A 25,424-nucleotide genomic window follows, 5' to 3' on the forward strand; every position below is an offset into this window, starting at 1 on the left:
ACGCAACAAAGGGGCCCAAGGGCCCCTTTGCTTATGCCGTGTCGGCACATGTCTCAGCCGAGGGCTGATTACATCATGCCGCCCATGCCGCCCATGTCGGGCATGCCGCCAGCGGCGCCACCGGCACCCGGCTTTTCGGGCTTGTCGGCAACCATGGCTTCGGTCGTGATCAGCAGACCGGCAACCGAGGCTGCGTCTTCCAGGGCGGTCCGAACCACCTTGGCGGGGTCGATCACGCCGAAGGAGAACAGGTCACCGTACTCTTCGGTTTGCGCGTTGAAGCCGAAGGAGGTGTCGTCGCTTTCGCGGACCTTACCGGCCACCACGGCACCGTCGACGCCGGAGTTCTCGGCGATCTGGCGCAGCGGCGCTTCGATGGCCTTGCGCACGATGGCGATACCGGCGTTCTGATCGGCGTTGGCGCCTTCCAGACCGGCGAGGGCCTTGCCACCCTGAACCAGGGCAACACCACCCCCAACGACGACGCCTTCTTGCACGGCGGCACGGGTCGCGTTCAGGGCGTCATCGACGCGGTCCTTACGCTCTTTGACTTCCACTTCGGTCATGCCACCGACGCGGATCACGGCAACACCACCGGCCAGCTTGGCCACGCGCTCTTGCAGCTTTTCGCGGTCGTAGTCGGAGGTCGTCTCTTCGATCTGACCACGGATCTGAGCCACGCGGGCTTCGATCTCGGCCTTCTCACCGGCGCCGTCCACGATGGTGGTCTCGTCCTTGGTGATCGAGACGCGCTTGGCGGTGCCCAGCATGTCCATGGTGACGTTTTCGAGCTTCATGCCCAGATCGTCGGAGATGACCTGGCCACCGGTCAGGATCGCGATGTCCTGCAGCATGGCCTTACGACGGTCACCGAAGCCCGGCGCCTTGACGGCAGCGATCTTCAGACCACCGCGCAGCTTGTTGACGACCAGCGTGGCCAGGGCCTCGCCTTCCACGTCCTCGGCGATGATCAGAAGCGGCTTCTGCGACTGGATCACCGACTCGAGCAGCGGAACCATCGGCTGCAGCGACGAGAGCTTCTTCTCGTGCAGCAGGATCATGGCGTCTTCCAGCTCGGTCGTCATCTTGTCCGGGTTGGTGACGAAGTAGGGCGACAGGTAGCCGCGGTCGAACTGCATCCCTTCGACAACATCGGTCTCGGTTTCGAGGCCCTTGTTCTCTTCGACGGTGATGACACCCTCGTTGCCGACCTTCTGCATGGCGTCGGCGATCTGACGGCCGATTTCGGCTTCGCCGTTGGCCGAGATGGTGCCGACCTGGGCAACTTCGTCGGAGTCTTTGACTTCGCGCGAGGCGGATTTGATCGCTTCGACCACTTTGGCGGTGGCCATGTCGATGCCGCGCTTCAGATCCATCGGGTTCATGCCAGCGGCAACCGACTTCATGCCTTCCTTGACGATGGCCTGGGCCAGAACCGTCGCGGTGGTGGTGCCGTCACCCGCTTCGTCGTTGGTGCGGGAAGCGACTTCCTTCACCATCTGGGCGCCCATGTTCTCGAACTTGTCTTCCAGTTCGATTTCCTTGGCGACCGAGACACCGTCCTTGGTGATGCGCGGGGCACCGAAGGATTTGTCCAGAACCACGTTGCGGCCTTTGGGGCCCAGCGTGACCTTAACGGCGTCAGCCAGAATGTTGACGCCGCGCAGCATGCGGTCACGGGCGTCGGTATCGAATTTCACGTCCTTAGCGGCCATGGTATTCTCCTAAATTACAGTATGATGGGGGACGATCGTGAGATCAGCGGCTCAGCCGATGATGCCCAGGATGTCGCTCTCCTTCATGATCAGCAGTTCTTCGCCGTCGAGGGTGACCTCGGTGCCGGACCACTTGCCGAACAGGATCTTGTCGCCAGCTTTGACAGACGGTGCGATCAGCTCGCCCGAGTCCTTGCGGGCGCCTTCACCGACGGAAACGATCTCACCTTCGGCGGGCTTTTCCTTGGCGGTGTCGGGGATGATCAGACCACCCTTGGTCTTTTCGTCGGACTCGACGCGGCGGACCAGGACGCGGTCATGCAGCGGTGTGAAAGCCATTTCGGCCCTCCTGAAATTGCGTTTCTCCCTGTTGTCACTCACCAAGGGCGAGTGCCAACGCCCGCTAGGTAGGTGCGCGATCCGAAGGTGTCAACAGGCGCCGTCCCGCTGAATGCAGTGTTCGGTTTGCGCTAACTTACGCCAAGCCTGATCCGTGGGAGCGCGCAGACTTTCGCACGGATGGAGACGCGGCCTTAACCTATCGCTGCGAGTTACCGCAACGACCTAGAGGCAAGGCGATGGCAGGCATCACGCGAAATGGCGGAAACGGTCCCGACAGCTTGGTCGGGACGCAGGATGACGACACCCTCCGTGGGAATGGTGGCGACGATACGCTGCGCGGCCTGGACGGCGCGGATTCGCTGGACGGCGGAAACGGAAATGACAGCATCGCCGGAGGGGATGGCGACGACACGCTCGACGGCGGCGACAACGACGACACCCTAAAGGGCGACGGCGGGGCCGATTCGATTACCGGCGTGAACGGCGCCGACAGTATCTCTGGCGGCGCAGGCGACGACACGCTCAAGGGTGGCAGTCAGGACGACACCATTGGCGGCGGGGCCGACGATGACAGCATCGAGGGCGGATCGGGCGACGACCTGATCGGTGGCGGCGCGGGCAATGACTCCCTGACCGGCGACGATGGAGAGGATACCATCTATGGCGAAGGTGGCGACGATTTCATCGACGAAAGTTTCGACGGCAGCCGCAATCGGTTGGACGGCGGCGACGGCCAAGACGCCATTCTCGGCGGCTCTCTCGAAGATACCATTTGCGGCGGCGACGGCGACGACTTCATCGACGCGGGCACAGGCGGCGACCATGTGGACGGCGGCGCGGGCGACGACACGATCATTGCAGGCGGCGGCAGCGACTACGTCGACGGGGGAACCGGCGACGATAACATCACCTTCGGCGGCTACGACGGCGGCAATGACACCATCGCCTTCGATGTCGGGGGCGGCACGGATACCGTTCTGGGTTGGAACCCGCAGGAAGACCTCATCCACATCGGTGACCTGACCCAGGATGACATCACACTCACCCAGGTCAGTCCGAAGATCTGGCAGATTAGCGTCGATGGGGGCGACCCGGACGATGTTCTGACCTTGGACTATGATTTCTTTTGGAACCAAAACCTGACTGAGGACGATCTGCGCGCCCGGATCCTGACCAGCGCCGATGAGCCGCGACCAGAGAAACCCGATGTGGCCGACCCGCCATGTTTCACGCCAGGGGTTCGGATCCTGACGACAGATGGGCTTGTACGCGTGGAACATCTCATTCCCGGTCAGATGGTCGTGACCCGAGACCACGGCCCCCTGCCCTTGCAGCGGCTGCTGGAGACCACCATTGACCCAACCGTCATGTCGGACATGCCCAACTTGCGACCGGTCGTGTTTCCGGCAGGGTCTATCGCGCCGGGCATCCCGCCGCGCCGCATGCGCGTGTCACCACAGCACGGCATCTTGCTGTCGTTGCCGAGTGGCCCTGCCGTGATCCGGGCGCGACACATCGTGGAGCACGCGAACATTGGCCACCGGCAACGGGCACCGTCCCAGCCGGTACGCTATCTCCACCTGCTATTGGAGCGTCACGCGTTGGTGCAAGCGGACGGGATTTGGTCCGAGAGCTTTTATCCCGGCCCCCAAACTCTGTTCGGGCGCCGAATTCTTTCAGAGGTGACTGACCAAAAGCGGGACCCGCTGCCTTGGCCGTACTTGAAACGCCGTGACGTGCGCGCCTTGACCTCTTCGGACCTGCGACGCGCGCTGGGTGACGGGCTGACATCCGAGAACGATGACGCGACAGCCAGCTTGCAGCGCATCTAGTCCGTTGTCCTATGGATGACCGGCCCTTTGACGGTAGAGCAGTGTATCGCCCACGGCCCATAGACGTGCTCGATTAGGGACCAGATGCCCTAACCGTCGCCTCACGCCAAAGGCCCCGGATCTGGGCCATGCCGACCGACTGCGTTCAGACAGCCGGCATCCCCAGGGATCGCCTTAGGCCCAGAACTTCCAGAACGGCTTCTTTTCCGGTGCCGTGCCAGCCATCGCCGGGGCCGGGTAAGCCGCGTCTTTCATCACGCCAGAGAGCGTTCCATAGGCGGTGACCCAAGCCTCTTTGACTTCAGGGGTGAACCCATCGCCCAGACCCTTTTCCAAGGTGCGCAGCAGCGAGGCACCGACCTTGTCGTAGTCCTCGGCTTTCACGCCGTAGGCCACGTGACCCACGGCCAGCTTCTGCGCCACCGGCACAATCTTATCGAGGTCGCGCAGACCGTTCACGACAACCGCCAGGGTGGCCATCAGCTTGGAGCCCTGTTCCGTCATGTCGCTGTTCTTGAAGTAGGGCTTCACCTCGGGCGAGGTTTCAAAGAGGTCGTTGTAGAAGATCTCGGCGGCGGCGTCCTTGATCGGCACAACCTTGGCAAAGCTTTCCTGCACGAGGACGATCTGCTGTTCGTTCATAGTCTCATTCCTTTGGGATCTGTGTTTCCGCCCAGGCCAGCGCCGGGGAGTCTCCGCCGCTGGCCCAAATCATAAAGGCCACAGCCGCCTCGACCTCAGCATCGCTCAGGTCCGCGTTGCCGCCACGCGCGGGCATTTCGGCATATTTGGGCCCGATGAACCCATTGATCGCGTGATCAAAAAGCACATCGAGACCTTGGTCTATTCGGGGCGCCCACACCTCGGTCGAGGTGATTTTGGGCGCGCCCGTCAGCTTGTTGCCCCCGTGGCAGTTCTGGCAGGTGTCGCCCCAAACCGCGCGCCCGGCGGCCAGGGCCGCCACATCGGGCACGGGAAGGCGATCCAGGGTGACAAAGCCGTCCAACCCCTCGGGCGTGGCTTGCGCCAGCACCGAAGGGGCCATCAGGGTGGCCAGGGCCAGGGAGAAACAAGCCGTCCGCATCTTACATCGGGATGCGGATCACGACGCCGCCCATGACGTCACCGGCTTTGAAGTCGGTCCGGGGCGTGTCCTTGTGGTCGTTGTGGCAAGCCCAGCAGGCTTCGGCCACGGCAATGTCAGGGTAGACGGCGGTGAAGTAGGTTTCGCCACCCAGCTCTTCTTCGCCATAGAAGTTCTCACCGGGGTTGGCGGCGATGTATTCCAGGCCCTCTTTCTCCATCGGAGTGGTCGGCGCGTTCTGCTTGTTGATCGGCCAGAGCGACAGCAGCGAGTAGGAGAACTCGTCGGTTTCCTCTGCCACCATCTCGGAGCCGAAGCGGAACATCTGGGCGGGCAGCACCAGGGCCTTGTCGTCCTCAAAGTGTTCGGAGGCTTTGATCACGCCTTCCTCGACCGCCAAACGGTTGACGATCATGCGCGTGTAGACCGTGCGGTCGGAGCTCATGACCAGGTGCAGAAGGTCGGTCACCGTCTCGTAGTCCATGCCGTCCGCCGAGGCCGAGCCGCCCAGGGCGACGCCCGCGCCCACGATAAGGGCTTTGACCTTTGCCATTGGTGTCATCATATCTGTGTTTCCTGTCGCTCTTGCAGTTGCGGGAAGCGTGGCCAGCCGGTCATTGGTTGGAGCCTTGGTCCGGTTGGTCCACGCGTTTTACCGCCCAATCGATGCTTTCGATGTGGCGATCCGGGGTGCCCTGGAAGTTCCGCTGCACCAAGTCCGCGTCCGCCAAAGCGTCGATCGAGAATTCGAGGCTGTGACAGGACATGCAGACGGGGCGGATCATCTTCTCATTGGGGCGAAGGGTGTCGTTCTGGTTGTGGTTGGTCATCACTACGCCGCGCCGCTCGCTGGTGGACATGTGGCATGTGGCGCAGGTCACGCCCGACCCGGGCGGCAAGTCGCCAGCCATTTCGGCCAAGACCAGGTCATGGTGGGCGCTGTCCTCATAGGCGAGGCTGTGATCGTCGGAATGGCACGTCAGACAGGCGCCCGTGGAGGCAAAGGACAGATCCTGTTCGTGGGGCGCATGGCAGGTGGCGCAGGTCAGGTCGCGGCCCATGGCCTCGGCATGGAGGTCGACGCGGGCCTCGGAGGTGGACATGAGCGGCGCAGGCGCAGGATCGGCCAGATAGTCTTCGAGCGCAGAGACGACCATTTCTGGCGGCTCTGACCAGCCCAGACGCTTAAGCATACGCTCCGGGTCACGGGGGTTGGCCAGTTCTGGGTGGCGGCGCATTCCGTGGCGGCCCAGAGCGAAGGTCTTGGCCTGGCCACGGTGGCAGGAGGCGCAAACCTGTTCCCCTGGCGCAGGCTCCCACGCAGCCTCAATCTCGGCCGGGGTTTCGGCGTCGGGCGCGTGGCATCCGCCACAGCCCACATCAGCGGCGGCATGGGCGGAGGCCGCCCAATGGGTGTCGGCCTCGGTGCCTTGGGCATCTTCTGGGGCGACGATGGCTGCTAGATAGGTCTCAATCTCACTGGCATCTGCACGGGGACGGGCCCGGGCGATGACGCTGGGCGGATGGGTCGGATCATCGGCCAACCACGGCTCGCCCGCGTGTTTCACCAGGAAGTCCTCATAGAGCGCCTTGTTGTCGTGGTAGTTGTGGCACCCCGAAGAGGCACAGGTGTCAAAGGTCAAGCCCAGGTGCGACGGGCGGTTCACCCGCACGTCTTGCTCCCCTTCCGAATGGCAGGCCACGCAGTAGTCGCCGGGCAATGTCAGCAGACCGGCCTCGGTGATCTCCGGCTCATGCTCCGAATGGCAGGAGGTGCAGTACCGCGCGTCGATCCGGTCCCAGTAGGCCGCCATCCGCGGGTTCTTGAACTTCTTGATAGGGTGGCTGTCGTCCGCGGCCTTCAGCTCTTCTTTGTGGCAGGTCACGCAGGTCTTGTTCAGATCCTTGCGGATGGAGGCCTGATCTTCGAACGGCTCAGAGGTATGGCAAGTCTCACAAGAGACTTCGAACTGATGGTGCACGCCCGAGGTCTCACCCGGTTGAAAGACAGTGCGATCACCCCCCACGTAGAGCCGCGCCGACGCCGCAGCCGCAAGCCCCAGGGTAAGCGCAATCCAGAGGATCCAAAGCGTTCCGGTCTTCATCGCCCTCGCCCCCTCAGTACGCGTATGACGCTAAAACGTGGATGAGCAGCAGCACCGGCAACGGCCAGAGCAGCAGGATATGGGCCCAAGTCGGCATCTTGCGGGGTGGATTGCGGGTCGTCCCAATCCGACGCGCCCGCAGTTCGTGGTCTGCCCCCGTGGCCACACCGGCAACCGCACCAGTCAGCAAGGTGCCCAAAGCCACCACACCAAGCGCGAGGTTCCAGCCGGAGCCCAGGCTGAACCCCGTATGGGCGAAGAAGCCCGCAACCGCGCTCAACCCCACCACGTTGTGAACAAGACGCCAGCCATCAAAGCTGCCCAGACGATCAAACAGACGGATCCGCTTGCGCAGCCCGATGGCCAAGGCCGCCACGAAGATACCGACCAGGATGTAGCCGGACCACTGCTTGACGATATTGTCGCGCCACAGCCAGTCGCGCAGGCTATCGGCGTCGTAGCTGGTTGGCAGCGGGACGTTCCCAACGAACAGGGGATACAGCCCCACCAACAAAGCAACCAACGACAGGGCCAGAACCGGCTTCCACAGCGGCACAGGCTCTGGGTCGGCGCCGGCGTCAATCATCTCGGCCAGAATGGGACGGCAGGTGCCACAGACGCTGCCAGCGGTGGTGACCGCCGATAGATCGGGGACGGTGCCCGCCCCCTGGGCAATCGCCTGGCGCAACTGTCCCGCCGTCACGCCCGTGCAATTGCAGACCGTCGCAGAGTCGGCCATGGCCTCGGCAGAGGCGTCGCTTTCGGCCCAGAGGTGCCCGTTCGCGCGAAAGCGAAACACCATCCAGGGTTGAACGGTCGCGCCCTGCCCCACGGCATCCTGCACGCGGCTCGCATCGCGCCAGCCCCCGACAGCGATCGCGCCGACCAAGCGGCCCCGCTGAATAAAGATCCGCCGGTAGCTGTCGCCTTCGCTCCAACTATGGGAGCGGACGCCGACCCGAGCTTCGAGCTGTTCCACGTCACCGGCCGAGAACACCTCCGCGCCGATGACCTTGAGCTTTGTCGCCGGGGTCCGCGCCTCGAAGGCATCGATCCCCCCGGTCACGGTGGTCGCAGCCACCTCCGCTTGGGACAGGCCTGGCCCGACCAGACCATACAACTGGCCCTCATGTTCCGCGCATTCCCCGACAGCAAAAATATCGGGGTCGCTGGTCCGCATGTGATCGTCGACCGTGATGCCACGCCCAAAGGCCAGCCCCGCATCCCGCGCGAGGTCGATGTTTGGGCGGATACCGGTGCAGATCACGACGGTATCGCAGTCCAACGTACTGCCATCGGCAAAGGCCAGGCCCGAGACCCGTTCCGCCCCGGTGATTTCGCGCACGGCCACGCCGGTCCGCACCTCGACGCCCATCTCGGACACGCGGGCCGCAAGCCGATCCCCACCGGCCTGGTCCAACTGGCGCGGCATGAGCCGGCTTTCGTGTTCCACCACCGTGACGGCGCACCCGCGCAGGGCCATCCCCCGCGCCGCTTCCAACCCAAGCAGACCGCCGCCGATCACCGCGACGCGGCGGGCAGAAAAGCTGCGGGCGAGCAATGCCGACGCGTCATCGGCACTGCGGAAGCGATAGACACCGGTGCGATGACGGCCCGGGATGTTGGGCACGAAGGCTCGGGAGCCCGTCGCCAGAACCAACTTGTGATAGGGCCAAACGGCTCCGGTGGCGGTCACGACCTGCCGGGCCTCGCGATCAATTCGGACGATCCGCTGGCCGAGCGCCAGGTGCCCTTCCTCTCCGGAGGATGCCAAGGCAGGCAGCGCGATGTCCCCGAACTGAGCCTCTCCGGCCAGGAGTGGCGTCAGTTGGACCCGATTATAAGGATCTACCGTCTCGTCGGTCAGGACAATCGCCCTTTGGCCAAGGCGTGCAAGGGACTGAGCCGTCCGGATCCCCACGGGGCCACCGCCGACGATGACGATACCGTCATCTTGCGAAACCCGATCTGGGACATGCCCGTGTTGGGCGACAGCTGGGCTGGCAACTGGGGACAAAGGACCTCTCCTTTCACGGGGAAACCCCGATCCGACGAGCGCCTTTGCCCAAAAATGCGACTTGCGAGAGCACCCCGTTGCATCCCCCGCGTCCCCAGGATTGTGCATGTGCAGAATCTGTCAAGCGACAAGCCGCGAAATGGCACGTTGGTCGCAGGTAACGGGCGGCAGGTTTTAGAACTGCTCAAATCCTAACAGCTTTGCCTCCGCTCATGACGCAAAAACGGCCGCAGTGCGCTTAGTGCAATGCGGCCGAAAGGCAAGGATCTGCTGCTGATTCCAGGCGATTCCTAAGCGTCAGAGGATGAAATCTCCAACCTCCGCACCGCCGACAATGTAGATTTGACCATTGGCGACGCCGTCACCTCGGGTGTCGAACGAGGCGATGGTGACCGCCTGCCCCGACAGCGTGTAGTCGTTCAAGATCATCTGCCCCCCGCGACCAGTGAACACGCTGCCGCCAAAGGTGAAGGTCTGGTTGCCCGACAACCACACATTCGCGTCCATGGCCGACAGATCGATCACGTCACCCTCTGCAGCGTCGAAATCACGGATCTCATCGCGGCGCCACCGCCCCACACCCGTATGCGCGACGCTGGTAAAGACAAAGCGGTCCGCGTCCGCGCCGCCCGTCAGAAAGTCCACGCCGTCGCCGCCCCCCAGGGTGTCGCGCCCAGCGCCGCCGAGCAAACGGTCCACGTCATCACCGCCTTGCAACAGATCATGGCCCTCACCACCCAACAGCGTGTCGCGCCCATCCAGACCGTAGATCCTGTCATTGCCCAAGCTGCCTTCGAGCCGGTTGCCGTGGGCATGGGTGCCATAGATCAGATCGGCGTGGCCTGACCCAAAGGCATGTTCGATCCGCGACAGCCGGTCCGTCCCTCCGCCACCGGTGGCGGTGCCCGCTTGCAGATTGACCTGCACCCCCGCGCTATGACCCGTGTAGAGCACCATGTCGAAGTTCGTGCCGCCATCCAGTGTGTCGTCGCCCGCGCCCCCGCGCAGCGTATCGGCATAGCTGCCACCGCTTAGCCTGTCGTCGCCGTCATCGCCTTCCAGCCTGTCGCTGCCGCTGTCCCCGTTGAGCGTGTCATCGCCGCGTCCACCGCGGAGCGTATCGTTGTCGGCACCCCCCGTGAGCAGATCGTCGCCATCCCGCCCCAATAGACTGTCGTTTCCGGCGCCCCCGTCCAGATCATCATCGTCATTGATCAGCGCGATTTCCTGCCGGGCTCCGGCAGAAATTGCCTGGAGCGCCGTGCCGCCTTCGAGATCGGGGATCGGGCCACGGTTTGCGTCGGGCACCCAGTAGTTCACCAGATCCGGATCCGATGTGCTGGCCAGGTCGCTGATATCCCGCGCGGCCACCTCCACGCTGCTGAGGGCCTTGTCGTAGACCGCGATCGGACCGAAATCGCCCTCGAACAGCGCGTTTCCACTGGACGTCCAGACGCCCTGACTGTCGCCGAACACCAGCTTGCCGCCAGAGGTGAAGCCCGTGCCAGCCTCATAGGTCGTCGACCGCTTTTCGACCCCGTCCAGGTACAGCGTCATCATACCGGTCGAGGCGTCCCGCGTGATGGTCAGCCTGTGCGCCTGTCCGTCGGCCAGGTCACTGGCATAGAGCCCTGTCCAAGCCGTCGTGTATCCGCCCGACCGCGGTACGATAAAGAACAGCGCGTTCGATCCGGTGCTGTCGAACAATTGCAACTCCAGGATCGGGTCGCCGGATCCGTCGGGATCGTAGGACACGATCCGTTGCAAATGGTTCACGTTGGCGTCGAACTTCAGAACCATGTCGATCGTGACGCTGCCGGGCATGGCGTAGTTGTCGATCTCCAGCCTCCGCGCGGGACTGGTGCTGTCGTTCATCTCTGCCAGGATCACAGTGGGCACCGGCTGCCCTGGTCCGGCCCCGTCCAGAGTGTCGTTCCCCGCGCCGCCACGGATGGTGTCGTTGCCCAGACCACCCCGCAACAGATTGGCGGCCCCATTGCCCGTCAGACTGTCATCTCCGATGCCTGCGACGCCCTCCTCGATGGTGACGCCAAAGGCAATGTTCAAACCACCACCCGCGCGCGTCACATCACCGTCGCCATCGCGGACGACGTCCCAAAGCGAGACATAGCCGCCCCCGCCGACCTCCACTTGGAGGGTCGCTGCCCGCAGGTCTAGGATGCTGTCGCCCGTGATGCCGGACAGGTCGATGCGGTCGGTCCCGCCAGCGTCCCAGATGGTGTAGAACGAGCTGTCGAAAGACACCCCGGGCACGTAAGTCGTATCGCCCGCCTCATGGGTCTGGTTCGCCCCAAAAATCGCCTGCAAGGCCGCGATGTCGAACGGCGCGAGGTCTTCGGGATAGAGAAACCGCAGATCAGGATGCTCGGTCGGGGTACCGGTGCGGTAGGCCATGACGGTGTAGAAATTGCTGTTGAAGCCAAACTGCCCTGGATCGTAGGTACTGCCCACGCCGGGCAGCTTGGTCCCGTCGAACGGATGGTCCAGCGCCATCACGTGGCCCAACTCGTGGGTCAGCAGGCCGATGCTATCCGATCCGACCACAAACGTGCCAGACGTGCCCGCATAGCCGCCCCAGCCCCCTGGGACGGAGTCCACCATTTCCAGTCGGATGTCAGAACTGCCGTAGGGAACCTCCGTAAAGGTCATACCGGCGACTTCGCTGAAACGGGCCACGACGTCTCGGAAGTTGGCCTTTTCCTCGTTCGTCCAAGCGCGGGTGAAATCGGAGCCGCCCTCGTACCCTGCCTTCGTCGTGGGATTGCCCGCTGGCACGAAGGCATAGGTGTAGCTCGATTTCGTGGGATTGAAGCCGTAGGACAGCGACCCCAGCAAGGGATGGTTGATGTTGTCGATGTTTGTTGCGCCCACGGACATTTGATCGCCTCCTCGTTTCGGCCGTTATAGGCGCAAGAGAAGGGTCCGCGTCACCCAGATTGTCGCAGACACGGCCAGCGTGCGACCTTTGTCTCACGGGATGATCAGAGACGGTCGTGAACCACCGGGCCAGACAAGACGCAGGTGTGGCGGCGGGCGGCCCCCCTGCTGGGGGCCAGCCGTTCTCGCATCGCGCATCTGACTACAAAATGAAGTCGCTGATGTCCGCCCCGCCCACGATGTAGATTTGACCATCGGCCAACCCGTTGCCGCGCACATCCAAGGACGCAATGGTCACGTCCACACCGCTGATCACAAAGTCATTGAGGATGATCTCACCACCCGTGCTGGTGAAGCTTGTCCCGGCAAAGGTGAAGGCCTGGTTGCCCGCGTTGAACACATTGGCATCCATCACAGACAGGTCGATCATATCGCCATCGACGCTGTTGAAATCACGGATCTCATCCCGTCGGAACCGCCCGACGCCGGTGTCGTTGATGTTGCCAAACTCAAAGGTATCGGCCCCCGCACCACCCGTCAGGAAGTCGACGCCACCACCGCCGTTCAGCGTGTCGTTCTGATTTCCACCCAGCAAGCGGTCCACGTCATCGCCGCCAAACAGGACATCTTCGCTGTTGCCGCCCAGGAGGGTGTCCCGGCCATCGAGGCCGTAGATCGTGTCGTCCCCGGACGACCCCTCGAGACGGTTGCCATGGGCATTAGTGCCGAAGATCTCGTCACCTGCGGCAGAGCCGAAGACATTCTCGATATTGCGAATGGTGTCCGTCCCGGCGCCGCCGGTGGCCGTTCCCGCCTCCAGGTTGACCTGCACGGCCGCGAAGATCCCAGTGAACAGGACCGTGTCGAAGTTTGTCCCACCGTCGAGCGTGTCGTCCCCGAGCCCAGCGAGCAACGTATCGGCAAAGGTGCCGCCTGACAGGCTGTCGCTGCCATCGCCACCGTCCAAGCGGTCCGCGCCGGACCCACCGATCAGCGTATCGGAATCCGCCCCGCCGCTCAGCGTGTCGCTGCCCGCACCGCCGTCCAGGGTGTCGTTATGCGTGCCCCCTTCCAACACGTCGTTCTCGGTGCCGCCGTTCAGTTCATCGGACCCGCTTCCGCCCTTCAGCGTGTCGTCACCGCCATCGCCAAAGAGTTTGTCGTCGCCGCCGTTGCCCTCCAGGCTGTCGGCATCGGCGCCGCCCTCCAGTCGGTCACGGTCCGCGCCGCCAAACAGGCTGTCTTCGCCTTCGTCGCCAAACAGACTGTCGTCTCCGCTGAGCCCATAGAGCTTGTCATCGCCGCGTTTGCCTTCCAGCACGTTCGCGATGCTGTTGGAGCCGAACACCGTATCATCGCGGTTCGATCCGATGACATCCTCGATACTAACCAGGGTATCGGTGCCCAAAAGCATCCCGCTGGCGGTTTCGTTTTCCAGGTTGACCGAAACCCCTTCGGGAATGAACAGGAACGATACAACGTCGGAGTTTTCGCGGCCATCGAGACTGTCATCTCCGCTGCTGGCGAAGAAAAAGTCGTCACCCCTGCCACCGATCAGCGTATCGTCGCCACCCCGCCCGGCCAGTGTGTCGTCGCCATCGTCACCAAACAGCCGGTTCGCGCTAAAGGCGCTGCCGGACAGGACGTCGTTGAACGCGGAGCCATCGACGTTCTCGATGGAGATCAGGCTATCGTTGCCTTCGCCCGTGGCCGTCCCCGCGTCGAGATCCACCGTGACACCCATGGTGGCGTTGGTGAACCGCGCCGTGTCACGATCCGCCCCGCCATCCAGCGTGTCGTCGCCAGCTAAGCCGATCAGCGTGTCATCCCCAGCGCCGCCGGTCAGCGTGTTGCCATGGATCGCGGTGCCGGTGATCTTGTCGTTGCCGCTGCTTCCGGTGGCATGCTCGAACTGCTCGACGACAGTCACCGTGCTGCTGCCACTGCGGACGGCTGTCCCCGCCTGAAGATCAATGTCGAAATCGGAAATGGCCGCGCTGAAGTCCACGAGGTCAAAGTTCGACCCGCCGTAGATGTAGGACGCGCTCGTCAGCGAGTCATGCAACATGACCGTGTCCCGACCGCTGCCACCGTCCACGGTATCGCCCGTCGCGTTCCCAATTATCAGGTCGTTCCCGCCCCGTCCGTTCAGGATATTGGCACCGAAATCGCCGGTTATGGTGTCGTTTCCGTTGCCACCATCGACGTCTTCGATCCCGATCAGGGTGTCGCTGCCTTCGCCCGTGGCCGTCCCAAGCAGCAGATCAATGTTTAGGTCCGCTGTCGCGTTGGAGAAATCCGCGAGGTCGTAATAGCGGGTTGTGGTCGAAATACCCCCGACCATGACGACACGGTCGCCGCCACCTTCGAGCGTATCGTCGTCCGGTCCGCCCAGAAGGGTGTCATTGCCGTAGCCGCCGAACAGCTCGTCCGAACCGCTGCCGCCCACAACAACATCAGCGCCATCATTGCCACGGATGGTGTCGTCTCCACCGCGTCCGCGCAGGGTGTCGTTGCCGCCCAAGCCGATGATCAACTCGCCGGCATTGGTTCCCGTAAAGTCATCGTTGATCGACCCCTGACCGACGAAGGCGGTCGTATCAATGCCCGATGGATTAATTTCACCGTCGCTATACCCGTCCATCTGGTCCAGGTACGACCATCGTTCAGCATCCCCGCCAGAGATTACGCGGCTGGGCGCGCCGGGGTTGTAGGTTCTGCTCAGACCGCTCAGCACGATATCGGCAAAGCCGTCTCCGTTGATATCGCCGCCGTCGACCTCCACCGCGGAGATATCGAAGTTGCCGTAGCCAAAGGCGCCGAGGTTGATGCGGTATCCGGTGGAGGGCGTGAGGCCTGAAACCTCGACAAGCTCGGTCGGTGTGATCGCCGATCCAAAGATGACGTTCAGTGTGACATCATAGGCCGAATACGTGGCGCCACTGTAGCTGGTCAGCTGCTGGGCGACCGTTGATTGGCTGAAGACACCTATGTCGTCGAGGCCGTCGCCATTGACGTCGCCAATCGCCGCGGCCTTGCTGCCGATCGCGTCTTCGCCGTCCATCAGGGTTGCACCGTCCCCAACCACAAACCCAAGCGCGGACCCCAGGTCGTCTCGGTCCATGATCCCCGTGAAGCCGTCGGCATTGCCGAGGACCACGTACACTTGCCCCGTTGCGCGCGTATACGTGTTCGTCCGGGTTATGATGTTCGTGTACTGCTGGCGCGTGTAGCTGCCGCCGTAGGATGTATAGGTGTAGGTCCCTTCTCCCTTGAAGTATCTCCCGCCGGGTTGCGGGACGTAGCGATAGCTATACGTCGTCGTCTGGTAGGTCTGATAGGTCCGGCTGTTGGCCCCTTCGGCCCCGATGGCAAAATCGCCAAACCCGTCTCCGTTGATGTCACCAAGCGCCGCAACCGACGACCCGACGCGATCACCACGCTCGAGGCCTTGGAAGATGATCCCGTTGGTGGCGTTGATCTGGGACGTTGCCAGTGAACTGGTCATCGGATCGCCAAAGACGATATAAGCGCGACCAACTTCGAACTGCGTATACAGGTAGTCCGTGCCGGGGCCGGTGTAAGTGCCGCCTCCGGTGTACGTTCCACCTCCGGTGTAGGTACCGCCGCCACCATATGAGGTCCGGATTTCTACAAAGTTGTAACCTGCGGCGCCGACGATCAGGTCGTCCTTACCGTCACTGTTGAAATCGCTGCCGAAATCGACCGCTTGGCCGAACCCAGTCGGGTTTCGGTAATAATCATAACCGGTATCGTAGAAACCGAAACCATTGTTGTAGTAGTACTTTTGCCCAGCGGACCGGAACGTAAAGTCGATTGGCAGCGCTTCTAGCGATGCAGACCCGCCAAGAACCGTGACTTGGCCGGCTCCAGGCTCTCGATAGGTTCTCGTGTACGTGTTGAACGTCGTGTAAGGGATCCCGTCCCTCGTGTAGGTGATCGCATTTGTATACGTGTTATACGAAATCGAAACCGGACCATATGGCTGCGCCACGACAATATCGTCAAACCCATCCCCATCGAAGTCCCCGGACCCAATAACCATATTACTCGGCGGTATACCGAGGGCGCTGATTTCCGCATCCGTCAAAACGGCCGCCGCATCCTCATCGATGGTGATCTCTGCGCCCGGTTGGTCGCTGCCCAGGATGACAAACGACAATTCCTGCGTGCTGTCGCCCGACACGGCGATATCGTCATAGCCATCGCCGTTGATATCGCCGAGCCCGCGAACTTCCCGCCCAACGCTGACGAAGCCGGTCAGCGATTCAAAACCGCGTTCTCGCCGCTGGATAAGAACTCCGTCGTCTGCTGCGAGGCTGGACAGATCAATATCTTCCGGCAAGCCATTGGGATCGCCAAAAACGATCGCGGCCTTCCCCAATTCGGACAAATAGGTCGCGGAGGTATAAGGTGCTCCACCGGGCGTGTACAAAACATATCCGCCTGCGATCACAGCGGCGCGGGTATCCCCCACCAGGAAGTCATCATAGCCATCACCGTTAAAATCGCCGATGAGGCTGACACTCTTGCCAAAATCCGACAAAGGCCCGGTGACGCCAGACCCCGTGACACGTGTCGCAATCAAAGGCATCGCTCACTCCACAAAAAAGGAACTAAAATCGGTAGCGCGTTGAAATCTTTAACGTAAGGTTAACGGCAGTGATCCGCCCACGCCACAAATTTTGTTCTTTTTAAGGCAGGCCAGAAATTTGAACGAAAAATCAATATGTAAGGTTCTCTCAAGCGATGTTGACGAGGCTGGAATCGACGCCAATCGCGGCTTAGACGGCCCCACGTCGGCTCATACGACCGAAGGCCCATGACTTATTCAACGAGCCCTGAAGCCGCCCATCAGCCACCGCTGCAAATGTTTGAAAGCGAGGGACTTGCGGAGTTTCTTCGATCAGCAAACCTGTCGCTTGCGTTTTCCACCTATCAAGCGGGCAAGCTGTTCTTTGTTGGCGTCAACGACAAAGGGCGCGTCTCAATCTTCGAGCGTAACTTCCCGCGCTGCATGGGCCTGTCGGTGTCCAATGGGGCGATCTGGCTCAGCACGCTCTATCAACTCTGGCGGATGGAGAATTTTCTGGATCCGGGACAGGTCTATAAGGGGTACGACGCTGTTTTTGTCCCGCTCAGCGGCCATACGACCGGAGAAATCGACGTCCACGACATGACCCGAGGTCCCACAGGGCAGCCGGTGTTCGTCGCGACGCGGATGAACTGTCTGGCGACCATCGACGACCGCCACTCCTTTACCCCCCTTTGGACCCCGCCCTTCATCGATGCCATCGTCGCCGAAGACCGCTGTCATCTCAACGGTGCGGCCTTTGTGGATGGCGTTGCAAAATACGTCACCTGCGTGGCCGATACGAACTACGCGCGCGGCTGGTCCGACAAGCGGCGCGATGGCGGGGTCGTGTTGGACGTGGCAACGGGCGAGACCGTCGCCCGTGGGTTGTCGATGCCCCATTCCCCACGATTACACGACGGCAAGCTGTGGGTGATCCAATCGGGCCTGGGCGAATTTGGCTGGATCGACATCGCAACGGGCCGGTTTGAAACCCTGTGCCACCTCCCCGGTTTCGCCCGAGGTCTGGGCTTTGCCGGGGGTCACGCGATCATCGGCGTTTCCGGCCCGCGAAAGGACAAAACCTTCGAAGGTCTTGCCTTGAACGAACGGCTTGCAGCACAGAACCGGCAGCCGATGTGTGGCGTCCTGGTGGTAAACTTGACCACTGGCCAGATCGTTCATCATCTCGAACTGCGCGGCGTGGTCTCGGAACTCTATGACATCGCCCTGCTGCCAGGCGTGCGCCGCCCCATGGCCTTAGGGTTCAAGACCGATGAGATCCGGTTCATGCTACGCTCCGGCACCTATGAACGGGGCGCCTATCCACAGTCCGGGGGCCACGCATGACCACCGAGGACCGCCCCACCCCGAAGCTGATCGTCCATATCGGGGACTGCAAATCAGGCTCAACCGCCATTCAGTCTGTCCTGCAACGGGGCAGCTATCGCTATATCGAGCCGGGTGCGCCGAGCTTGCGATATGCCCTTGGGGGCCGCCGCAAAGGTCTCAACCATCACCGATTGTCCAACAGCCTTCACCTGGAAAACCACGCCAAGATCAAAGACGAGGCTTGGGGACGCTTCGCCGAAGAGGTCGCGGCCTGCAAAGACGACCTGATTGTGATTTCCTCGGAGCGGTTCGAGTTTTGCGACCCGGCGATCGTGGCAAACCAACTTCGCAAGGTTCTACCTGAGCACATCCATCGCACCATGCGCGTCATTGCCTATGTGAGACCCCATGCGCAGCGTCTGCTTTCTGGGTATGCCCAACAGGTGCGCCAAGGGTTGTTTGAAGGATCTCTTGAGGCCTTCCTGGACCACGTCACCGACGAGGCGCGCTTTGCCTTCGCCCCAAGATTGGAGCGATGGCAGGCGGCCTTCGGTCAAGCGCTGACGCTGCGGGTGATGGATCGCACGTCCCTCGAAGGGGCCTGCGTCGTCCATGATTTTTTGGCCTTCTGCGCAGAGAAACGGGCAACGCCCCGCGTCGACCTGATCCCCACGGCAAACACGTCTTTGAATCCGTTCGGTTTGGCGACGATGCGCGCGCTCTCGGCTGAGTTGAAGCGCCGGAACCCCGCCCCCAACGCAGAACGACAGGCGCTGTTACAGCACTTAGCCACGCAGCTGGAGGACACCGACGGGTTCGGAACCGGCAGTCTGCGCGTTCCCGCAAGGCTGGCAGACCGCGTTGATGCCGCCTTCGCCGAAGACGCCGCCACGTGTGATCGGCTGTTCTTTGACGGGACGCCGTTGACCCAATCTCTGGCGACGATTGTCGCCGCGGCGCGATCCTCCGACGCGTCTGTGATGCCAGAGCCTGATGCGCCGGAGATCCTTCGACACAGGGACATGGCCATCGCTTGGATGGAGATCTTGAGGATGCAGCAACGCGCCCAACAGGCCGCGGCCCGAAAAGCGAATGGGCCATCCGGGCGACGACACGTTCAATAGGCCGCCGCTCTGCACCCGGATCAAAACCGGGCGCCGTCCTCGTCGTACGGCTCGCAACTTGGCGCGCCCCCCACGACTTTAGGCGACCCCTTGTCGCCCGAAAGCCGCTAGATACAAGCATGCGGGCCTGAGACGGCTGTGGGGTCGGGACGCCCCGACAGGCATGGAGACCCAGACTTGACAGACAAATAGCTTGCATGCTCGCTGACAGCTTTAAGCGCCGGGGGGTTCCATGACGAGTTTCAATATTCTTTCGACCACATCCATTCAGCGCTCGCTGACGGGCAGCGAACATGGGTTCATCGCCCAGGGCGTCGGGATCATCGCGACCGAGCCGGTGGCCAATGCGACACCCGGCGTCACAATCAAGGGCACAACCAACACCCTGACCGTACTTGGATTTATCAACAACGGCACGGATTCGTCCGTATCCTTCGAAGACGCGAACGGCGCCTTTGTGACAATCGGCAGCAGCGGGTCGGTGACCAGCGGAGCGGTCGCAGCCGCAGCTCTGTCTGGCACATTCGTCGGAAACGGCATTCGTATGACCAACGCCGGTCTGATCTCCAACGGTCTTGGAAACGGTGTCCTGTTGACCGCCGTAAACGGGTCAACGTCGGTGGTTGATATCTTCAACACCACGACCGGTATCCTCCAGGGAGCGTTCACAGGTCTTGAGCTCAACCCGCGCTTCTCGCGCGCGAACGTTGTGAACGACGGCCTCATCACAGGCGGCGTTACAGGCGTAAATCTGACCTACACCGAGTTCGCGACCAGCACGCAGACGGTCAACAACAGCGGTGACATCGTCGGTGGACAAACCGGTCTGTTCATAACGGCTTCGTTCATCACGCCGCTAAAGGTGACAAACACGGGGGTCATAAGCGGCGGCCAGTCCGGGGCTGCGATCACCTCCCGCGGGACGATAGAGTTCGTGAACTCTGGTACCCTGAGCGGCAGCGCCAACAGCCTTACCCTGGAGGGCGCGCGCGGGAACGCGACGATCCTCAACAGCGGGAATCTGGTGGGGGATGTGCAGCTCGGGTCCGGCGCCGATGTCTTCGATACGCGCGGCGGCACGGTCACGGGCACCGTCAACCTGGGGGACGGGGCCGACACAGTCCTTCTCGACGACGCCAGCGTGACCCTCGTCGGCGGGGGCGGCGTGGATTTGGTCAGATCATGGGTCGGCTACCATATGCGAACTAGTGATTTGGAGCAGCTGGTGCTCGAAGGCACGGAGGACCTGAAAGGCGCGGGGAACAGCGGCAACAACGTGATCACCGGGAATGTCGGTGACAACGCCTTGTTTGGCTTTGCTGGGAACGACACGCTGCTGGGGCAAGAAGGCAATGACAAGTTGTTTGGCAGCGCCGGAGTCGACAATGTTTCGGGCGGTGATGGTGACGACTGGATCCACGGCGGTGCGGACCGAGACGTCTTGCAAGGCGGGTCAGGAAACGACCTGATCCAAGGCGGAACCGGAGACGACGTGCTTGACGGTGGCGAAGGGCGCAACACACTCGAAGGCGGGGTGGGCGATGATATCATCATCGCGGGCGTAGATGCTGAAACGATTCACGGCGGCCAGGGCGAGGATCTCATCAGTTTCGCCGGCTCCCTCTCCCGCGTGGTCGTCAACATCGGTGTCAATTTCACGTCCGGCGGCGCGGCAGAAGGCGATGTCATCTCCGGGTTTGAACAACTGGTTGGCTCAAACTTCGACGATGTCCTCGTAGGATCCAGCGGCAACAACGTGATCAGTGGACAGAGGGGGGCAGACCGCCTCCGGGGGGAGGCAGGCGAAGACTCCCTGACCGGCGGGGCTGGCGCCGATACGCTGGACGGCGGCACTGGCGCGGATCTGGTCAGCTATCAGTTTTCCCAAGCACGGGTCATCGTGAACCTGGAGACAGGCTTCACCAGTGGCGGGGATGCCGCCGGGGACGTGCTGATTTCTATCGAGCGGGCGGAGGGCTCGAACCTAAACGACCGGATTGTCGGATCCACCGACGGCAATCGCTTGTTCGGCTTGGATGGCGAGGACTACCTGGACGGCGCAGCAGGAAGCGACATCATAGAGGGCGGCCGGGGCAACGACGACCTCCTGGGGGGCGCAGGCGCCGATAGGTTTGTCTTTGGGCTTTTTTCCGGGAACGACCGCATTTTGGATTTCGAGGACGGCTCGGATATCATCGACCTGCGTCCCTATAACGTGCTGCAGTTCTCGGACCTTGCCCTCTCCGTCGATGACGACGACCTGCTTATCAATATAGGCGGGTTTGGCACGTCCATCCGGCTGGTGTCCGAAAACGGTCAGACGGTCCTAACCGAGGCAGATTTTCTCTTCAGCTAGGGAACAGCGCGTGACTTGGGTCGAGGCACACTGACACGACCAGCGCCCCGTCGGTTGATCACCCCTGTCTTATCCCCAGGCGCGCCTTAGGTCTGCGCCATGACCGTGACCGATGAGATCGCTGCTTGCCGCCATTGCGCGGACCGCTTCGCCGCAACCCATACCGCCCATCGGCCTGCCCCCGTCGTCTGGTTTCAACCCGGCGCGCGGGTCCTCGTGGCCTCCCAAGCGCCCGGCATGCGCGCCCACCAGTCAGGTAAACCCTTCGACGATCCATCGGGCGTGCGCTTGCGAGCCTGGATGGGCCTGGACGAGGAGACCTTCTGGAACAAGGAAAAGGTCGCCATCGTGCCCATGGGCTTTTGCTTCCCCGGCTACGACGCCAAGGGCAGCGACCTGCCTCCGCCCCGCGATTGCGCCAAGCTTTGGCGCGCCCGGGCCCTGGACCACGTGGGCGAGGTTGCGGTCACGCTCCTGATTGGGGGCTATGCGCAGGACTGGCACCTGGGCCGGGGACGCGTCACCGACCGGGTGCAAGATTGGCGCGCACGGGCCCCCCATATCTTCTGCTTGCCTCATCCGTCCTGGCGCAATACCGCCTGGTTGAAACGCCACCCGTGGTTTGAAACCGAGACATTGCCCGTCCTGCGCAATACGATCCAAGAGGCCCTGCGATGATGACCCCGCTCGACACCGCCCATCAGCGTGCCGAGGCAAGCGGCGAGGACGCCGACCGTTTGGCCTTTTTCAACACATTGGCCGAGGCGGAGTTGCATCTGCTGCTGGATGCCGCAGACGGAGATCGTGTGACCCCACGTCTCTTTGAGGTGGAAGGCGCACGGTATGCAGCGGCGTTTGACTTGCCTGAACGGTTGGAGGCGTTTGCCGGCGCCGCGCAAACGGCGACCCTTTCGGGTCGGCGGGTTGCGGGCCTGCTAGCCTCCGAAGGATTGGGCTTGGCCCTCAACCTCGAAGATGCGCCTTCGGCGCAGCTGTTGCCGCCCGAGGCCATAGGTTGGTTGCGCGATACGCTGGATCACGCTCCGGTCGAAGAGGACCGCAGGATCACCGAGATCGCCCCGCCCGGCGCCCTGCCCGAGGCGCTCATAACGGCCTTGGACGGAAAACTGACCCTGGCCGCCGGGTTGGGTCGCAGTGCGTATTTGGCCTCTGCCCATTACGAAGACGGGGGCCGGGGTCATGTGCTCGCAATTGTCGATGCCGTGCCAGGCGCGGAAGAGGACTTGGCCCGCGCCGTGTCGGAGGCGCTCGTGTTTTCGGGCCTAGAGGCTGGGCAGTTGGACGTGACCTTCCTGCGCGCAACCCATCCCCTTGCAGCGGCCTTGGCCCGTCACGGCCTGCGCATCGACATCCCGGAGCCGCAACAGACAGGCCCGGTGCGCGACCCAAACGCCCCTCCCCGCCTGCGATAAACGCGAAACCCCCGCCCGCGCCCTGGAGCGTCGAGACGGGGGGTGAGGCCGATCCCCAAGCCGGAACGGCATGGGATGTCTGGCCTCGCTATCACTCCGACCGGGCGGGGGGACACCCGGCCGGAGCGGTTAGCGAAAGATCAGTCGTCGTCGCGGCTCTCCTCGGCGAAGCGGGCGAAGATGTTCGTCGCGATGGCGTTCTTGCCGACGACGGTCGCGCCGTTCAGCCCGCGCCGGTCGTTGGCGTTGTCCTCGGTCGCGTTGAAGATCGCGAAGGCCTCACCAAGCGAGCCGGACCGGGTCGAGACGGTGACGGTCGCGTCGCCGCTGGGCAGCTTCGAGCGGTCGTTGGCGCGGTCGATATCCTGGTTGAAGTGAGCGATGGCCCCGGCGGCGCCCGCGGGCACTTGGGCGGAGGCGGCTCCGGCGATGGAAGCGGCGGCGACGATGGCGGAGAGGATGAGCGTTTTCATAGTGTTAGTCCTTATGTGAGTGGCCCAGTTAGCGTTGCGGCGGGCCTGCGTGGGTTGCGGTGTGCTGGGCTGTTGCCCTGCTGATGGGATTGATATGCGGGAGGGCGGCCTGGCATTCAACAAACGGACGCGTGAGAATGACGCGATAAGCGTGCATCTGCGCACATATCTCTCCCCCAACCGCACGGCCCTCACGGGCGCGCGACGGCAGCTCACCAAACCGCGACAATTCCCCTAAAATCCGACACGAAACCCCGCCCCAGCCGCGCCCCACCCCGAGCCACAACCACCCGCCCCAGCTTCTTCTCGGCAAAAATACTCCCAGCCCCACAGCCCCCCAAAAGCGCTGCGGGCGGAATCCGGGACCCTCAGCTAGTCCAAGTCCCCACGGGCGGACACCACACCACCGATCAGTTGCTGCGCCAGCAGGTCAGGCACTTCGGAGGGCGCACGGATCCTTGGCTCAACGCCTGGCGGCCCGTCGTCGCGCAGGTCTGCGATGGACACGAAACGAAACGACAGGCGCGCGCCCACGGGGGCCTGTAACGCTCGGGGCAAATCCTGCGGGATGATCGTTCCAATGCGGGGGTAGCCACCGGTGGTCTGGCATTCGGGCCCGAGAATATAGGGCACCCCATCCCCGGTCATCTGGAGATCACCTGGAAAGATGAAGTCCGACAACAGGCTCAATTGCCCTTCCGTCGCGAAGCCGGGCCCTGGCATATCCAGACGGATCCCTTGCCTGTTGCCACGCGGGTCGCGGATGAATGTCGTCTGCTCGAACCGATCCCGCTCGGCCTTGGGAAACAAAATGGTTTGGGGCGTGGGCACAATACGCAGACTGCCGCCCTCAAAGCGATCTGGGATGCGCGACAATCGCAGCGACGGACGCGGCGCCGTTTCACGGGCAATCGGCAGCCTTTCCCCGGCTTGGATTGCGCCACCGATCTGCGCGATCTGATGGGCGGACCGGCTGCCAAGACGTTCTTCGGTCAAAAGCCCGCCAGCCACATGGACATAGGAGTAGACCCCGACCGACCCAGGTCGCAGATCGAGAACCGTCCCCGCCTCGACCCGGTGGCACGCATGCCAATCCAAAGGGCCATCCGTCGTTTGAACCACCATGGGCGCCCCGGTGAAGGCGAGCGTCGTTGCCTCCCCGACGGCCAAGCGCAGCGGCCCGCCCGCGGATTCGAGCCCTGCGCCGGGTGCCTCCCCCAACAGACGCGCGGCCTCCACCCGCGCCATGGGATCGGCGGCGCCACCCTGGGACAAACCTTGGGACACCCATCCGGGGCGACCATCGTCCTGGATGGATACCATCGGACCGCAGGCCAAGACCTCAATCATGGGATCATCGTGACGGTCGCCCCGCCATGACCGGACGGATCGGACCGCTCCGCCTCTCGCAGGGCTTCTGCCGTTACCGGTTGAAAGCGCACCTCGTCCCCCGGTGACAGGGCAATGGGCCGGTCACGACCCTGTCGGAAACAGCCGAATGACGTCCGCCCCACTTGACGCCAACCTGTAGGCGCCTCGGTGCCGAACAACACGAACTGACGGACAGCGACGACCAGGGCGCCCTCGGGCACTTTGGGCGTCAAACCGGACTGGCGGGGAATGTCCCATGCAGGCGGCAGGATCCCCAGGTAGGGCATCCCAGGCGCAAAACCCAAGGCCAAGACGCGCACCGATTGCGCGGTCAAGGCGTCGATCGCCTCGGCCTCGGCAACCCCGGCCAAATCCGCCGCCTCCGCCAATTGCGGCCCGTCCGTGCCACCAAAACTACAGGGTATGGTCCAAAGCCGCCGCGGTGGCAGCGGCTGCTTCGCCCAATCCTGGGAGCCCAGGAGCCGCTGAGCCGCCTGCTGGGGCCCGTCCCGGTCGCCCTCGAAGCGGATCAAGACCGACCCAAGCGAAGAGGCCGTCTCGCGCACACCGGCCCATGCCTCGGGCGTCTGCTGCCGTGCCGTCTCGACCGCAGCGCGATAGGCTATGGCCGCGCGATTGGCTTGGTCGTCGAGGCGGTCGGTGAAGCGCACCAACCAGCCCTGGGTGCCAAGCAGCTCAATTCGGGGAAAGTCGTCGGCCATCATCTATGGGGTGCCGACCTTCGTCG

At 62.9% G+C, this 25,424-nt stretch carries 18 protein-coding genes; 6 read left to right on the forward strand and 12 right to left on the reverse strand.

The window, feature by feature from the left end; all coding sequences use genetic code 11:
* Positions 1 to 68: 68 nt before the first annotated feature.
* The gene (gene groL, locus K5R33_RS00230; RefSeq protein WP_220746964.1) at positions 69 to 1,715 is read right to left on the reverse strand and encodes a chaperonin GroEL; all 1,647 of its coding nucleotides are present in this window, start codon (positions 1,713 to 1,715) and stop codon (positions 69 to 71) included.
* Positions 1,716 to 1,766: 51 nt separating this feature from the next.
* On the reverse strand, positions 1,767 to 2,054 hold the full coding sequence (locus K5R33_RS00235; protein WP_220746965.1) for a co-chaperone GroES: 288 nt from the start codon (positions 2,052 to 2,054) through the stop codon (positions 1,767 to 1,769).
* A 239-nt stretch (positions 2,055 to 2,293) separates the two neighbouring features.
* Between K5R33_RS00235 and K5R33_RS00240 the strand changes: the two genes are divergently transcribed.
* Positions 2,294 to 3,889 carry a Hint domain-containing protein gene (locus K5R33_RS00240; RefSeq protein ID WP_220746966.1) on the forward strand — a complete coding sequence of 532 codons (1,596 nt, stop codon included), beginning with the start codon at positions 2,294 to 2,296 and terminating at the stop codon, positions 3,887 to 3,889.
* A 174-nt stretch (positions 3,890 to 4,063) separates the two neighbouring features.
* Here K5R33_RS00240 and K5R33_RS00245 read toward each other — a convergent pair whose 3' ends face one another.
* The 7 genes from K5R33_RS00245 to K5R33_RS00275 all read right to left on the reverse strand — a co-directional run bounded on the left by K5R33_RS00245 (position 4,064) and on the right by K5R33_RS00275 (position 16,608).
* Complete coding sequence (locus K5R33_RS00245) at positions 4,064 to 4,531, reverse strand: globin family protein (protein WP_220746967.1); 468 nt, start codon at positions 4,529 to 4,531, stop codon at positions 4,064 to 4,066.
* A 4-nt stretch (positions 4,532 to 4,535) separates the two neighbouring features.
* Entirely contained in the window at positions 4,536 to 4,973 is a 438-nt protein-coding gene (locus K5R33_RS00250; RefSeq protein WP_220746968.1) for a c-type cytochrome, read from the reverse strand.
* A 1-nt stretch (position 4,974) separates the two neighbouring features.
* Positions 4,975 to 5,538 (reverse strand): Tll0287-like domain-containing protein, encoded by a 564-nt coding sequence (locus K5R33_RS00255; RefSeq protein ID WP_220746969.1) that lies wholly within the window; start codon positions 5,536 to 5,538, stop codon positions 4,975 to 4,977.
* 49 nt (positions 5,539 to 5,587) lie between these two features.
* Entirely contained in the window at positions 5,588 to 7,078 is a 1,491-nt protein-coding gene (locus tag K5R33_RS00260) for a cytochrome c3 family protein (protein ID WP_220746970.1), read from the reverse strand.
* Between the two features lie 13 nt (positions 7,079 to 7,091).
* Positions 7,092 to 9,095 carry an FAD-dependent oxidoreductase gene (locus K5R33_RS00265; RefSeq protein ID WP_220746971.1) on the reverse strand — a complete coding sequence of 668 codons (2,004 nt, stop codon included), beginning with the start codon at positions 9,093 to 9,095 and terminating at the stop codon, positions 7,092 to 7,094.
* Positions 9,096 to 9,392: 297 nt separating this feature from the next.
* Entirely contained in the window at positions 9,393 to 11,993 is a 2,601-nt protein-coding gene (locus tag K5R33_RS00270; RefSeq protein ID WP_220746972.1) for a M10 family metallopeptidase C-terminal domain-containing protein, read from the reverse strand.
* 202 nt (positions 11,994 to 12,195) lie between these two features.
* The gene (locus K5R33_RS00275) at positions 12,196 to 16,608 is read right to left on the reverse strand and encodes a hypothetical protein (RefSeq protein WP_220746973.1); all 4,413 of its coding nucleotides are present in this window, start codon (positions 16,606 to 16,608) and stop codon (positions 12,196 to 12,198) included.
* Between the two features lie 228 nt (positions 16,609 to 16,836).
* On the opposite strand from K5R33_RS00275, the gene K5R33_RS00280 reads away from it, so the two are divergent.
* From K5R33_RS00280 to K5R33_RS00300, 5 genes are all read left to right on the forward strand, one after another.
* Complete coding sequence (locus K5R33_RS00280; protein WP_220746974.1) at positions 16,837 to 17,937, forward strand: TIGR03032 family protein; 1,101 nt, start codon at positions 16,837 to 16,839, stop codon at positions 17,935 to 17,937.
* Positions 17,934 to 19,043, forward strand: coding sequence for a hypothetical protein (locus tag K5R33_RS00285; protein ID WP_220746975.1), 1,110 nt, complete (start codon positions 17,934 to 17,936; stop codon positions 19,041 to 19,043). The genes K5R33_RS00280 and K5R33_RS00285 overlap by 4 nt, the downstream gene beginning before the upstream one ends.
* A gap of 232 nt (positions 19,044 to 19,275) precedes the next feature.
* Positions 19,276 to 21,399 carry a calcium-binding protein gene (locus K5R33_RS00290; protein WP_220746976.1) on the forward strand — a complete coding sequence of 708 codons (2,124 nt, stop codon included), beginning with the start codon at positions 19,276 to 19,278 and terminating at the stop codon, positions 21,397 to 21,399.
* Positions 21,400 to 21,498: 99 nt separating this feature from the next.
* A complete protein-coding gene (locus K5R33_RS00295; protein ID WP_220746977.1) occupies positions 21,499 to 22,077 on the forward strand; it encodes a uracil-DNA glycosylase family protein in 579 nt (192 codons plus the stop codon).
* Entirely contained in the window at positions 22,074 to 22,832 is a 759-nt protein-coding gene (locus K5R33_RS00300; protein ID WP_255576111.1) for an SseB family protein, read from the forward strand. Before K5R33_RS00295 ends, K5R33_RS00300 begins: the two co-directional genes overlap by 4 nt.
* Positions 22,833 to 22,972: 140 nt before the next feature.
* On the opposite strand, the gene K5R33_RS00305 is transcribed toward K5R33_RS00300, so the two are convergent.
* From K5R33_RS00305 to K5R33_RS00315, 3 genes are all read right to left on the reverse strand, one after another.
* Positions 22,973 to 23,305 carry a hypothetical protein gene (locus tag K5R33_RS00305; RefSeq protein WP_220746978.1) on the reverse strand — a complete coding sequence of 111 codons (333 nt, stop codon included), beginning with the start codon at positions 23,303 to 23,305 and terminating at the stop codon, positions 22,973 to 22,975.
* 372 nt (positions 23,306 to 23,677) lie between these two features.
* Positions 23,678 to 24,655: a 5-oxoprolinase subunit C family protein gene (locus tag K5R33_RS00310; protein ID WP_220746979.1), complete on the reverse strand. Its 978-nt coding sequence runs from the start codon at positions 24,653 to 24,655 to the stop codon at positions 23,678 to 23,680.
* Positions 24,652 to 25,401 carry a 5-oxoprolinase subunit B family protein gene (locus K5R33_RS00315; protein ID WP_255588382.1) on the reverse strand — a complete coding sequence of 250 codons (750 nt, stop codon included), beginning with the start codon at positions 25,399 to 25,401 and terminating at the stop codon, positions 24,652 to 24,654. Before K5R33_RS00315 ends, K5R33_RS00310 begins: the two co-directional genes overlap by 4 nt.
* Positions 25,402 to 25,424 lie beyond the last annotated feature (23 nt).

It is taken from the genome of Jannaschia pagri (assembly GCF_019655435.1).
In the GTDB taxonomy this organism is placed as follows: Bacteria; Pseudomonadota; Alphaproteobacteria; order Rhodobacterales; family Rhodobacteraceae; genus Jannaschia; species Jannaschia pagri.

Coding starts and splice junctions, on each gene's coding strand:
- K5R33_RS00245 (WP_220746967.1), bottom strand. CDS start 4,531: ATGAACGAACAGCAGATCGTCCTCGTGCAGGAAAGCTTTGCCAAGGTT.
- K5R33_RS00300 (WP_255576111.1), top strand. CDS start 22,074: ATGATGACCCCGCTCGACACCGCCCATCAGCGTGCCGAGGCAAGCGGC.
- K5R33_RS00290 (WP_220746976.1), top strand. CDS start 19,276: ATGACGAGTTTCAATATTCTTTCGACCACATCCATTCAGCGCTCGCTG.
- K5R33_RS00305 (WP_220746978.1), bottom strand. CDS start 23,305: ATGAAAACGCTCATCCTCTCCGCCATCGTCGCCGCCGCTTCCATCGCC.
- K5R33_RS00315 (WP_255588382.1), bottom strand. CDS start 25,401: ATGATGGCCGACGACTTTCCCCGAATTGAGCTGCTTGGCACCCAGGGC.
- K5R33_RS00310 (WP_220746979.1), bottom strand. CDS start 24,655: ATGATTGAGGTCTTGGCCTGCGGTCCGATGGTATCCATCCAGGACGAT.
- K5R33_RS00295 (WP_220746977.1), top strand. CDS start 21,499: ATGACCGTGACCGATGAGATCGCTGCTTGCCGCCATTGCGCGGACCGC.
- K5R33_RS00255 (WP_220746969.1), bottom strand. CDS start 5,538: ATGATGACACCAATGGCAAAGGTCAAAGCCCTTATCGTGGGCGCGGGC.
- K5R33_RS00285 (WP_220746975.1), top strand. CDS start 17,934: ATGACCACCGAGGACCGCCCCACCCCGAAGCTGATCGTCCATATCGGG.
- K5R33_RS00270 (WP_220746972.1), bottom strand. CDS start 11,993: ATGTCCGTGGGCGCAACAAACATCGACAACATCAACCATCCCTTGCTG.
- K5R33_RS00280 (WP_220746974.1), top strand. CDS start 16,837: ATGACTTATTCAACGAGCCCTGAAGCCGCCCATCAGCCACCGCTGCAA.
- K5R33_RS00235 (WP_220746965.1), bottom strand. CDS start 2,054: ATGGCTTTCACACCGCTGCATGACCGCGTCCTGGTCCGCCGCGTCGAG.
- K5R33_RS00275 (WP_220746973.1), bottom strand. CDS start 16,608: ATGCCTTTGATTGCGACACGTGTCACGGGGTCTGGCGTCACCGGGCCT.
- K5R33_RS00260 (WP_220746970.1), bottom strand. CDS start 7,078: ATGAAGACCGGAACGCTTTGGATCCTCTGGATTGCGCTTACCCTGGGG.
- groL (WP_220746964.1), bottom strand. CDS start 1,715: ATGGCCGCTAAGGACGTGAAATTCGATACCGACGCCCGTGACCGCATG.
- K5R33_RS00250 (WP_220746968.1), bottom strand. CDS start 4,973: ATGCGGACGGCTTGTTTCTCCCTGGCCCTGGCCACCCTGATGGCCCCT.
- K5R33_RS00240 (WP_220746966.1), top strand. CDS start 2,294: ATGGCAGGCATCACGCGAAATGGCGGAAACGGTCCCGACAGCTTGGTC.